The organism is Spartobacteria bacterium UBA695, assembly GCA_002298145.1.
Taxonomy (GTDB): Bacteria; Verrucomicrobiota; Verrucomicrobiia; order Chthoniobacterales; family Chthoniobacteraceae; genus UBA695.
In genome coordinates this window covers 91,110-102,738 of record DBMP01000006.1, presented here as the reverse complement: position 1 = coordinate 102,738, position 11,629 = coordinate 91,110, and the positions used below count along the sequence as shown (strand labels likewise).

Here is an 11,629-nt window from a genome sequence, read left to right as displayed (position 1 = left end):
ATTTATCCCCGGAAGAGGCGTGGGGCTTTTATGATTTGACATGGGTACGGTTCATGGTCGCGGGCGGCAGGTTGCCCAGCCTCAAAACATAAAGAGAAAACATCCATGAAACAAATATTGGCCCTAAAAACAGGATGTATTCAGAGACCCCAAAAGGCCCGTCATCTACGGACCGGAAGGAATCGGAAAATCGACGCTTGCGTCGCGATTTCCTTCTCCCGTTTTTCTCGATACCGAGGGCGGCATCCATCATTTGGATGTGATACGGCTCTCGGTCACTAAAGGGTGGGGGATGTCACTGATGCTATCGTATGGCTCGCCACGGAGGCGCACGATTTCAAAACGCTGGTGGTTGATACGGCAGATTGGCTGGAAAAATTACTCGTCGATTTTATCTGCCAGCGCGACAACAAAACCTCCGTGGAGGATTTCGGCTATGGTAAAGGATACGTTATCCTTGCCGAGGAATTCACGAAATTCCGCACCTCGCTTGACCCGTTACTCCGGCGCCGGATGCACATCCTGCTTCTGGCCCATTGCTGGATCGTCAAGTTCGAGCAACCGGAGCCTATGACCGCTACGAGCCGGAGCTGACCAAGTAAGTCGCGCCGCTGTTTCGGGAATGGTGCGATATGCAGCTTTTCGCCAACTATTTCACGCGGGTTGCGGAAAACGATGTCGAAAAAAAGCGAGGCGTCGGTGGACGCGGCGCGTGCTCTACACCTGTCACACGGCGGCGTGGGACGCGAAGAACTGGCAGGGGTTTAATGAAAAACTGCCGTTCGCGTTCGCGTCCATTGCTTCCGCGTTCGGAACAACGGCCCCGGTTCAAAAAACCGGCTCCCGTTGATAAACTCGCCGAGCTGTTCAGCGCGCTAATCAAGACGAAACGGTCCGCCAAAATTCCAGGCTCCCATGCACATATTTCTTTGAAATGGATTTTCTGGTTCTTTGTGAATTTATACTCAGCCAGAATGAGTTACGAAAGTTTCGAATCCGTTCTGGTTTTCGATAGTTTCCGAAAAGTCGTTCTCGATTAACAGCACCGGCATTCGCTGTTATGAAAATGCCAGCATTGGCGGCTATCGCGATGGCCTATGGTTAACACAGATGTCCGTCGGTTTCCTTCTAACCGCCTCGGCAACTTGATGCCGCTTTCACGAGTCTTGGGCGGTGTGGTCGTGTTGCGATTAATTGAAAGTTATGGAAATTCTGAATCCTTGTTCGGGGGGCCTGTTTCAGTGTGGTTTTTTTTGGTTTGAGTCATTTCGAAAATGGACCGAATAAAACACAAGCTGGCGCAGGTACTTCAATGCTTTCTCCCGTTGGCGCAAGATCTCCCGTTTCGGTATTGACCTTCATGACTGTTATTTGATGGTCCGCTTGGCCCGCAATAATCATGTAGTGTCCACTTGGGTCAATAGCGAAGCTGCGCGGATGCCTAACCTGTGCCGGGGTATTCTTCTTCCACGTGAGTCGCCCGTCTGGGCTGATGGAAAAGATAGCAATTAAATCGCGGCCCATATTCAAAATATCTCGATTGGATATATATAGCCATTTTCCGGAAGGATGAACGGAAATTTCAGCTATTCCAAAGCCGGAAAGATCTACAGTTTTCGGGAATATGGAAATCGTTTGAATCGGCCTTATGGTTCCGTTTTCTTCTCGGAGAAATACTGTAACTGTAGAACTTAATTCGTTACATACATAAATAAAGTTGCCAATCGCATTGAATGCGAGGTGTCTGGGCCCCGAGCCCGCAGGGACTCGGCCTGATGCAGGGAAATTAGGTGCAAGTGTTCCTATGCTGGGATCGAATTTGAAACTCCAGACATTGTCTGACCCGAGATCGCACGCATAGGCAAAATGATTTGTGGAATCGGTGTAAATTGAATGCCCAAAGGATTGTCTTTGGCGGGTTGAATGTGGCCCTGAACCGTTTATAGGAATAAATGCGGTTTGTTCTTCCAGGTTTCCATCCTTGCCCGCTCTAAATGCAACCACGCTTGCCCCGCGATAATTTGCAGCAAATACATAACGCCCCGTTCGATCTACTGAAACATGGCAGCATCCTGCCCCTCCGGTTGGAAGTTCGTTAAGCCTAGAGAGCGATCCGTTGGCATTTAGTCGAAAAGCAGCCACCGCTCCCTGGGGGCGTTCGATGGCCGCATATAAATATTCTCCGCGGGGCGACAACGTAAGAAAGCTTGGGTTTTCAGCATCGCCCGCCACAATCACTGGGTTCAAATGGCCGGTGTCGATATTGAGACTGCCAACATAGATGCCGCAGCTTTTTAGTGATCCTGTCTGTTCGGGGTTAGTATAGGTGCCAACATAAAAGCGGATCTCTCGCCCGCGTAAATCGTGAGTGAAATTGGTCATGGCGATAAATGAATATCAAAGAGCCTCTTGGACTTTCAGGGCTGCCTGCCGACAGTGTGACAGTAGTTTTTGCCGCATTTGTTTTGATACATTGCCCAGGAGATAGCCTCCAACGGCGGCAATGGGTTCATGACCGCTGGAGAATATCGGAAAAGCGATGCGATAACCTACATTAATCTCCGGGCAATTCGGCGCACAATATCCCAAACTGCGAACTCGATCTAGAAATGTCGCCAAGTTTTCTCTCGTTTCCCATGTCGATTGTCCTTCCAAATCAAAGGGGTGCAGTTTCAGATAATCAGCGATCTGTTCCGGCGTACTATAGGCTAGAAATAGCAGGGAACTAGCCTTGATATAGGGATGAATGCTGAATGCCCGCCTTCGAATCAGCACTCCGGGCCTGGTTGTCTCAACACAAAGCCGCTGCCAGGTTAACGGAAATTCAAATTCGAATAATGCAAAATTTCCTTCGGGCATCTTTGCGGATGTCAACTTGAGGACATCCGCTCCAACGCTTAAGAGATGTCTATCGTTATCGAGTTGGTTAAGTTCGGTAAGTGCATGGCCGAGGGTAAAGCGTATCGGCTGTTCCCGGCGCGAAAGCAGACCTTCATTTTCCAAGGTCCGCACAAATTTGTAGGCAGTGTTGTGTTTTAGATTTGTAGCATCGGCAATTTGTCTGATGGTTCTACCGTCTTCGGCTCCGGCGACTGCGTATAGTATCCGAACCGTGCGCTGGACTGATTGCAAATATTCACTGCTTGGCATAACGGGTGTTTCTTGCGGCGGATCATTGATCCGCGCGTTATATCTATTTTATAGGATCCGGCTTGGAAAGTAGCAACCAAAATGGGATTTTTCAGGCAATGAACGGCTGCTTTGTAGTGTGGCAATACGGGGCGTTCCTCATTCCTTTACGCCACAGAGTAGTTCGAAAGATTCTAGAAACTAGTCAAGACTTCTCCCCCCCCGTCTTCATCATCATTTTTATCTTAACATGTGTGTCGTGAATCCAGTTACCAGTCCAAGCATCTCGTCGTATTCCCTAAAAGGCCGAACCGCATTGATAACAGGTTCGAGCCGTGGCATCGGGGCTGCTATAGCGTTGGTTCTGGCGCAAGCGGGCGCGGATGTGGCTATCCACTATGCGGGGCAGGAGGAAAAGGCGCGCGCGGTTGTGAAGCAGGCGGAAGACCTTGGAGTTCGTGCGGCATTGGTTCGTGGGGATCTTTCGCGGAACGGTGCCGCCGAACAAATCTACAACTCGACCGTCGTCGCATTGGGGCGGATTGATATTCTCGTGCTGAACGCCTCGGTGCAGATTCCGAAAAATTGGCTCGGCATTACGCGGGCCGATATCGACACGCAGTTTTCTGTGAATTTCCGGAGTGGGCTGGAACTTCTGCAACTGGCAGTGCCACAAATGGTCGCCCAGAAATGGGGACGAATTTTGAGCATCGGCAGCGTGCAGGAGAAGGTTCCCAGTTCTGAAATGCTCGTCTATTCATCGTTGAAGAATGCGCAATGCGCCATGGTGCTGAGCCTAGCAAAGCAACTCGCCGCGTTCGGCATCACTGCAAACAATCTCGCGCCTGGCGTAATCGTGACGGATCGAAATAGGGATCGGGTAAGTGAGCCAAAGGATGCAGCCAGAGTGCTTTCATGGATTCCAGCGGGATATATGGGGCAACCGTCCGATTGTGCGGGTGCCGCCCTGCTCCTTTGTTCCGATGCCGGACGCTATATAACCGGTCAGAGTCTCTTTGTAGACGGGGGCATGAGTCTATGAAAGCACCACACGCTTCAACGTATTCCACTTTACATCTATGAGTTCTCAAATTTCAGCAATTCCCGGCGGCCGGTTTTTCGGAGCGAATTTTGGTTTCTATGCTCGCAATGGCTATTTCGGTTCTCCTCAAGCTCGCGAGGAGGCGGACCGGATGGCACAACTGGGGTTTAATTGGGTTTGTGTGATTGCCACGGTCCTTCAAGACAATTTTTCCAGCACCCGGCAGTATCGTGATTTTCGCATGACACCTGCCGACGACGAACTACGCGACATCATTGATGTCTTTCACAAAAAAGGGATGCGGGTTCAGTTGAGGCCGATGCTGGAATGCTGGGACGGTTCGCAGCGTTACGATGTCACTTTCCCTAACGAAGGCGTCGTAATCCCGGGGAAGCAAAAGGACCATTGGTCCCGTTGGTTCGAGAGCATGACGGAGCGTACTCTTCACTATGCTTCATTGGCTCAGCGTGCCGGATGCGAGGCCTATGGTCTTGATAGCGAACTGGATCGCACCGCCGATAAACATGACCACTGGAAGCGGGTAGTCGCGGCGGCCCGCAGTGTTTACAACGGGCATATTACGACGGGGCATACGCGCACCATTGATTACCGCAAGGAACTCAAGGAATGTCCGGATCATTGGTTCTATGAACTGGATTCGCTTGGCACTAGCTTTTATACACCGCTGGCCGACGGTCCCGGAGCCACTGATGCGCAGATGGCCGAACGCATCCAGACTGAAGTTGTTTACTACCGCGAAACGGCCGCACTTTACGGAAAGCCTTTCTACTTTGACGAATGCGGTTGTTGCTCTACAGCGGGTGCTATTGCCAAGCCATGGGGTTGGGACAATCCCGGCGGTTACGACGGGGAGGAACAAGCACGGTATCTCGAAACCGTGTTGAAGGCATTCTGGGATGAACCGTGGTGGGGCGGATTACTATGGTGGAAGTGGGAGGAGCAGAATGAACGTCCGTGGCTGCGAGACGATCCGCGAGGGGAAAAAGGGTTTTCGGTGTGGTGTAAACCTGCGGCTGGTGTTTTCAAACGTTGGTCTCAGAGACTTGCATCGTAGCTCCTATTGAACTAGAAAATTATGTCTGTTGATACTTACAAAAAAGAGGTTGGAATGATGAAGTTGGAAAAGCTGATCGAGCAGCGCGAAGGGGTTTCGACTCAGTCATTCCCTGTTTCTGACAAAGAACTGCTATCGCGTTTTGAACAGCTTTATACCGGAGCGGTAAACGATGTTCTACGAGAATTCTGCCTGCTCGAACAGGCCCTTCCGGGATACATTCTTCCGTTGAGAGAATATCGCACCGTGGCGGGGTTTGCTTTTACTGTAAAAAGTGCTCCCAACGTGAAGATTCGCGGCGAGATGGAGTTTCGCACGCAGATGCTGGATGAAATGGGGGAAGATCATTTTGTCGTTTGGGATACCAGCAAGGACGAAAAGGCAACGCTTTGGGGAGGCGTCATGACGGCAACGGCGGTCGGCAAGAAAGTCAAGGCCGCCTGTATCGATGGCGGGATTCGCGATACTCACCAGATTTTGGAGAAAGATTTTCCTCTCTTTTACAAATATCGCATATCGAATGGGAGCCTTGGTCGATGCCTGATTACGCATTACCAAATTCCAATCAAAATTGGAGATACCACGATCAAGCCTGGAGACGTCATATTAGGTGATATTGATGGGGTGTTGGCTGTGCCGCGCGGAATCGCTTATGACGTTCTGCTTCGCGCCGAAGAGATCAAAGCCAACGAAAAGAAAATCTTCGGATGGGTAGCCGATGGGCAAAGTATCCAGCAGATTACCCAAAAAGGGGGATATTTTTAGGAGATCCCAATGATTATCGCCGAATTTCTTCCCGCCACACCAGACCTATCCTGGAAGCTGGCTCGGCAAATAGGTGTGACTCACGCGATTGTCAAAGCGGCACCGGAATTGACTGGCTTAGAGGCACCCTGGAATAGGGATGCCTTACGGACAATTTGCCAACGATTTTCCGACGCAGGTTTTCAACTGATCGGCGTAGAAGGGGATCAGTTTGATATGCAACGGATCAAGCTTGGGCGCGCGGGACGGGATGAGGATTTGGAAAAGTACGCCGCGATGCTTGGAAATATGGGGGAGTTGGGCATTCCGCTGCTTTGTTATAATTTTATGGCGACGATTGGCTGGTGCAGAACGCGGGTGGATGTACCAACCCGTGGCGGCGCCTTTACCAGTCGCTTTACCCTTAGTGAGCTTTCCTCGGAACCGGTGGCGGAGGCCAAATGTGTGACTCGGGAAAAACTATGGGAGAACTATACATATTTTATCCGCAACATCATTCCGGTAGCCGAAAAATCTGGAGTGGCAATGGGATTGCATCCAGATGATCCTCCGATCAGTTCACTTCGCGGTATTGGCCGCATCTTTACGACCCCTGGCGCATTCGAGAAGGCAATGGCGCTTAGCAATAGTCCGTCCCATGGAATCACTTTTTGTCAGGCGAATTTTGCAGTGATGGGAAGCGAACTTAAGGAATCCATTCAACGTTTTGCCAAAAGAATTAAGTTTATCCATTTTCGCGATTTGCGCGGAACTCCGGACTGTTTTGAAGAGACCTTTCAAGACGATGGTCCAACCGATATGCCGTACGTGATGCGATTGTACCACGAGGCTGGCTTGAATGTCCCCATTCGGGTCGATCACGTGCCAACCATGGCGGGCGAAAGCAATGCCCTGCACGGTTACGCCGTTCTGGGGCGGCTCTTTGCGGTAGGTTATTTGAAGGGAATTATGGATGCCCTCCAGATTCCCTATAGCTAGAAAAATTGAGACGATGAACAGAAGCATTGAGTTTAGCTTGACCCGGGGCGGCAAAGACGCCATTTCTCAAGAGGTAGTTTTTCGTTCGTCGAATAAAGCAACGGGATTCTCGTTGCTGGAGTTGTTGGTGGTTATGGCCATGATGTCATGCCTAATGGGGCTCGTAGTTCCCGCTGTTGTAAATATCGGGAAATCGAGCACGCTCAATGTGGATGGAGAGTTGTTAGGCGGGATGATCAACTCCGCACGCCAAAATTCCCTGTCTAGAAACACGATGACGGCGCTGGTGGTGGCGACGGATCCATCGAGGGATGTATCAAAGCGCGTATTTGCCATCTTGGAACTTACACCACCAACGAATGGCACCCAAGAATTGGCACCCACTGATTGGAAGCAAATCTCCAAATGGGAGTCGCTAAGTGCTGGAATTGACATTAGCCCCGGCCCGGGAACTCCCGCAGCGAATGCCACACCAGTAGCGTTCCCAACACTAAGCTATGGCGGAGGGGCTATATTGGAGCCTCTATTATCCATTGTCTTTATGCCTGATGGCGGTACTTATTACTCCGATGGCCCCACCATCGTCAAACTTGTGGAAGGCTATGGTAAAAATGGCACCCAGTCCGTTGTCACCACATCCCCCAACTATTACCAGCTAACGGTTCTTAACGCCACTGGTCGTATCAGGATTGACCGGCCATGACTAGTCGCCCCCATTCTTGCGGATTTTCGCTAGTCGAAATCGTTCTTGGAATGGGCGTGGTTTGTGTTGCGTTGGTGGCCATTCTTGGCCTGCTTTCTATGGGCGTCACCTCCAGCAGAAGCTCAGTGGATGAAAGCTTGATTGCTGTAATGTCTCGCCAAGTCATTAGTGATCTAAGGTGCCAATCAACGGGTCTTGTCGCAGGGAGCACTTCCTGCTTCTACGACGCGAGTGGAATTCCTACGTCCGAGACAAAGGCGGTTTATCGATGTTCTGTGGTGGTGTCGACCTCGGCGGATCCGAATCTGTTTAATGTCGCCCTGAATTTCTACCGTCCTGCTGGAGCATCGGAACCCAAGACCGTGATGCACACAGCTCAATCCCACTAACCCCAAATGGAACCTTCTGCCTCCCCCAAGCATGACGTTCCCGAAACAACTCGGAGAGATCGCGTAGACGGCGCACAATCTTCCGCGTTCACGTTGTTGGAACTGCTTGTAGGCGTTGTGATTCTTGCTCTTTTGGTAACCATATTGAGCCAAATGTTGAGCCATACCAGCGGAATTTGGCTGATGAGAAATGCGCAGGTGGAAAAGAGCGAAGGTGGTCGGGCGATATTGGAATTCATAAGCAAAGAATTGCAGTCGGCCCAACTTCCCATTGACCGTACTGACACGGCAAGCTTGCAGCTATTGGTCAACCCTACGACTCTTTCGGGGGCGTATCAGAACCCCAACGCTATATTCTGGCAAGCGCCGGTGGCCACCGACTCCACTTTTGGAGATCTCGCTGAAATCGGATATTTTGTGCAGTGGGATGAATCGACCAAGGGCAATCCACACGCAAATCTCTGTCGCTTTTTTGTCAATCCCGCCAATCCCGCAGTGTCAAGTACCACCTATTTGATCTATACGCAACCCACGAATTGGATCAATGATGGAGTCATTAACGCCATTGCTCCCGCAAATAGGAGCAACAATTACCAAGGTCTGCTTGTGGAGAATGTCATCGGCTTCTGGGTTTCGTGTCTCCAACATTCCGGGACAGCTATAAGCTGCGGAACAAGCACCTTCGACTCTCGAACGGGTTATCAAGAGTCAGGAAACACGTTTCATCTTCCTGCGGCAATCGATCTGAGTTTCGTAATGATCGACCGTATTTCGGCTAAACGGATTACATCCTCAATGGAGAGCGCAATAAAAAGTGCCGTAATCAGTTCCACAGACGCCAATGATTTTGTAGGCAAAGTGAAAGGACAGCCCGAACTTAGGGGAATTCTGCCGGGATTAAGCCCATGCGAAACACGCATTTACCTTCAGAACTCCAAATGAAAAGCACCGTTCGACCTTCGGGGAGCGCATTACTGATCATACTGGCCTTTATCGTCCTTATTTCAATCCTGGTGGTCGGTTTGATGGATACGGTAAGGATGGAAAGAGCCTCCGCGCACTCCAATCTCGGCGCGTTGCAGGCGGAATTGATTGCTCAAGCTGGGGTAGAACAAGGCCTTGCCAAACTTCAGCAAACCACCGCAAGCAACCTCCAGTGGATCAGCGGCCCAGGGCAGTTGATTGTATCAGACACGGCGAATAAAGGCGCGCTTAGTCAACCCATTTCGCTTTCCTCTGGCAGCGTTTCGAATTCGATTATATCCGATCCGCGACTGTCCCTCCGCCCCGCGAATCTCAATATTCCGACATTCCGGAATACGTCGACCCATCTGCTTACAGAGCACATAAATTCCACAACGGGGAAGGTGTGCGATATGCCGTTGGCTTGGGTTTACGTTCGCAAGAGTGGAGTATTGGAAAGTGCAACCGCGGTGCAGCCTGTGACGAAAAACGCTTCCAATCCCATCGTAGGCAGGTTTGCCTATTGGGCCGATGATGAAAGCTCCAAGATCAACTATAACCTTGCCTGGGGTCGTTCGCCCAACAATACGGCCCCGATGGGCGATCCTTCTAGGATTGATTTGACCGCATTGCAGTCATCCAGTGGCGCCTCGGTGACTGGTCCAACCGCCGATGCCCTGCGTTCCTACATTTTAACCGGTCAAAATGTCACATTAGCAGGCGCTGCTTTGATGGGGACCGGAACGGGACAAACTTATCACTTTTTTAATACGCCTGAAAGTGCCCGGCTAGTTCCGGGCATGGCCGATGGATTGACGGCGTATAAAATGGAGCTTACGAACTATAACGCGGATCCGGACACCAACTGCTTCAACGAAAGGCGAATTGCTTTAACCACCCAGAAGGCCCATATGCCGGTTACGAGCGGAACTTATCTCTGTATTTTGAAAGACGAGAGCAAAGACCCCGGAGACACCTCCAACGTCGATCCCCAAAAACTGGAGACGACCCTCAAGATGCTCTATGGATATCTGACAAGGAAGGACTGGCCGATGGCGCCGGGATCCAGTTTTGCCTCCAAGTACTACAACTCATCCGAAGGATATCGTGATGCAATACAGTTTGCCGTAAATATTATTGAATATGTCCGCTGCAAGGAGGCGTTCGGTGAAGTCGTCATTCCGATACGCGGAGATTGGGATTCAACTAACCAAAAATGGACTCCTTGGGCAAAGGGTAAGCAGGTGACATCGTGGTCATATATGGGAGTAACCCGAGCTCCCTCTATTACATCTCTGAGCGCTACGCTCAACGCATCCACCCTTACGGTTACGGCACAAGTATACTCCCCGCCTAATTATCATTTACCAGATATCGATCTCAGTAATTACTACTTCTATGTTGGGTTGAATAATCTAAAAGGGCCAAAAGTGACCAACGGAGGTTATGCTCAGGAAAACACAGTTTCAGGCCTATTGAAGAGCGGGAGTTTCGTTATGATTACAAGCACGTTTCCCCCCAACATTTTGCCAAACACATCAAATCTTGTTTGTTCGCGTGTTGCGCTGGGCCCTGCATTTCAAGCGGACCGCGTTGATATCGTCCCCCTTATAGATTCCGGCACAAACATCAGCTTGCATGTAAATGTGGATACATTGGGTGTCAATGACCCGAGGGTAAACAAAAATACAAACGACTGGAAACAATACACCCCGGTTGCGGGAAAAATCGGGCGATATCTGGAACAGGAAGTCACATCAGGAGGACCACAACAGGATACGGTTGGGGGTGGGCTCCCCAGTGCATCCAATGGCTTGAGCGATGCCAGTCTCTATATGCCGTCGCTCAAAGGAAAGGGTGACAATCCGACCGGTTTAGTAACCTCCGTTGCTGAACTGGGGTACATCACCACGGGGGTCCGAATTAACACCGCGGGAGTCCCTTGGCGCTCCATCCGACTGCAGCCTAACAGCGGTTCCTTTTCGACGGTGCCGGACTGGGCTTTTCTGGATCTGTTTTCGGTTCCAGTTTCAGACACCCAGACCAATGCGATTACATACCCCAATAAAAGCTCATTTGGCGGTCGCGTGAACATGAATTCCGGCCTAGAGTCATTTAGTCTGAATCGGATTCTACCACTAGCAGCGGTCTTTCAGGGAGTTGCTCCAACCACCGCTGCCACAGGGACGTTGTCTGCACCCGCGGCGCAAAATATCGCGCGAAATATTTATAACCGAATAGCAGCAACTAGTGGCACATTGTATAATCTCCCGAACGGATATTACTCCCCATACGAAATGGTGGAAATTGAGGATGTAGCGGACGGCGGCGAGCAGAGCGAAGAGCTGGTGCGCGAAGTCTCAAATCTCCTGACAGTTCGGGGTAATGTTTATACACTTTATTCAATAGGCGAGAGCATTCAACAAACGCCTAGTGGCGAACTTCAGGTCACTGGTCAAAAACGACTACAGGCAATGGTAGAACGATATTCCGACACCAGTGGATCCGTTCGCTTTCGCACGGTTTATTACCGAACTTTGTCACCATAAAATACGGGAACATCGACGTAATTACGTAATCTATCC

At 50.5% G+C, this 11,629-nt stretch carries 9 protein-coding genes and 1 pseudogene; 8 read left to right on the top strand and 2 right to left on the bottom strand.

Annotation, left to right across the window (positions count from 1 at the left end; translation table 11 throughout):
* The first annotated feature begins 163 nt into the window (after positions 1-163).
* Positions 164-594: pseudogene (locus tag B2828_RS02370) on the top strand (ATP-binding protein).
* A 669-nt stretch (positions 595-1,263) separates the two neighbouring features.
* Here B2828_RS02370 and B2828_RS02365 read toward each other — a convergent pair.
* On the bottom strand, positions 1,264-2,382 hold the full coding sequence (locus B2828_RS02365) for a lactonase family protein (protein WP_479632079.1): 1,119 nt from the start codon (positions 2,380-2,382) through the stop codon (positions 1,264-1,266).
* 15 nt (positions 2,383-2,397) lie between these two features.
* Positions 2,398-3,150 carry an IclR family transcriptional regulator gene (locus B2828_RS02360; RefSeq protein WP_479632077.1) on the bottom strand — a complete coding sequence of 251 codons (753 nt, stop codon included), beginning with the start codon at positions 3,148-3,150 and terminating at the stop codon, positions 2,398-2,400.
* A gap of 229 nt (positions 3,151-3,379) precedes the next feature.
* Here B2828_RS02360 and B2828_RS02355 point away from each other — a divergent pair, with 229 nt between their 5' ends.
* From B2828_RS02355 to B2828_RS02325, 7 genes are all read left to right on the top strand, one after another.
* A complete protein-coding gene (locus tag B2828_RS02355; RefSeq protein WP_479632076.1) occupies positions 3,380-4,171 on the top strand; it encodes an SDR family NAD(P)-dependent oxidoreductase in 792 nt (263 codons plus the stop codon).
* A 37-nt stretch (positions 4,172-4,208) separates the two neighbouring features.
* Positions 4,209-5,246 (top strand): glycoside hydrolase family 113, encoded by a 1,038-nt coding sequence (locus tag B2828_RS02350; protein WP_479632074.1) that lies wholly within the window; start codon positions 4,209-4,211, stop codon positions 5,244-5,246.
* Positions 5,247-5,267: 21 nt separating this feature from the next.
* Positions 5,268-6,011, top strand: a complete 744-nt coding sequence (locus B2828_RS02345; protein ID WP_479632073.1) for an RraA family protein — start codon at positions 5,268-5,270, stop codon at positions 6,009-6,011.
* A 9-nt stretch (positions 6,012-6,020) separates the two neighbouring features.
* On the top strand, positions 6,021-6,989 hold the full coding sequence (locus tag B2828_RS02340) for a mannonate dehydratase (RefSeq protein ID WP_479632071.1): 969 nt from the start codon (positions 6,021-6,023) through the stop codon (positions 6,987-6,989).
* 13 nt (positions 6,990-7,002) lie between these two features.
* The gene (locus tag B2828_RS02335) at positions 7,003-7,692 is read left to right on the top strand and encodes a prepilin-type N-terminal cleavage/methylation domain-containing protein (RefSeq protein WP_479632070.1); all 690 of its coding nucleotides are present in this window, start codon (positions 7,003-7,005) and stop codon (positions 7,690-7,692) included.
* Between the two features lie 395 nt (positions 7,693-8,087).
* Positions 8,088-9,023: a PilW family protein gene (locus tag B2828_RS02330; RefSeq protein ID WP_479632069.1), complete on the top strand. Its 936-nt coding sequence runs from the start codon at positions 8,088-8,090 to the stop codon at positions 9,021-9,023.
* Positions 9,020-11,593 carry a hypothetical protein gene (locus B2828_RS02325; RefSeq protein ID WP_479632068.1) on the top strand — a complete coding sequence of 858 codons (2,574 nt, stop codon included), beginning with the start codon at positions 9,020-9,022 and terminating at the stop codon, positions 11,591-11,593. The genes B2828_RS02330 and B2828_RS02325 overlap by 4 nt, the downstream gene beginning before the upstream one ends.
* Positions 11,594-11,629 lie beyond the last annotated feature (36 nt).

What these genes read in the sequence shown, in the direction of transcription:
- B2828_RS02365 (WP_479632079.1), bottom strand. Translation starts at nt 2,382, where the DNA reads ATGACCAATTTCACTCACGATTTACGCGGGCGAGAGATCCGCTTTTAT.
- B2828_RS02360 (WP_479632077.1), bottom strand. Translation starts at nt 3,150, where the DNA reads ATGCCAAGCAGTGAATATTTGCAATCAGTCCAGCGCACGGTTCGGATA.
- B2828_RS02355 (WP_479632076.1), top strand. Translation starts at nt 3,380, where the DNA reads ATGTGTGTCGTGAATCCAGTTACCAGTCCAAGCATCTCGTCGTATTCC.
- B2828_RS02350 (WP_479632074.1), top strand. Translation starts at nt 4,209, where the DNA reads ATGAGTTCTCAAATTTCAGCAATTCCCGGCGGCCGGTTTTTCGGAGCG.
- B2828_RS02345 (WP_479632073.1), top strand. Translation starts at nt 5,268, where the DNA reads ATGTCTGTTGATACTTACAAAAAAGAGGTTGGAATGATGAAGTTGGAA.
- B2828_RS02340 (WP_479632071.1), top strand. Translation starts at nt 6,021, where the DNA reads ATGATTATCGCCGAATTTCTTCCCGCCACACCAGACCTATCCTGGAAG.
- B2828_RS02335 (WP_479632070.1), top strand. Translation starts at nt 7,003, where the DNA reads ATGAACAGAAGCATTGAGTTTAGCTTGACCCGGGGCGGCAAAGACGCC.
- B2828_RS02330 (WP_479632069.1), top strand. Translation starts at nt 8,088, where the DNA reads ATGGAACCTTCTGCCTCCCCCAAGCATGACGTTCCCGAAACAACTCGG.
- B2828_RS02325 (WP_479632068.1), top strand. Translation starts at nt 9,020, where the DNA reads ATGAAAAGCACCGTTCGACCTTCGGGGAGCGCATTACTGATCATACTG.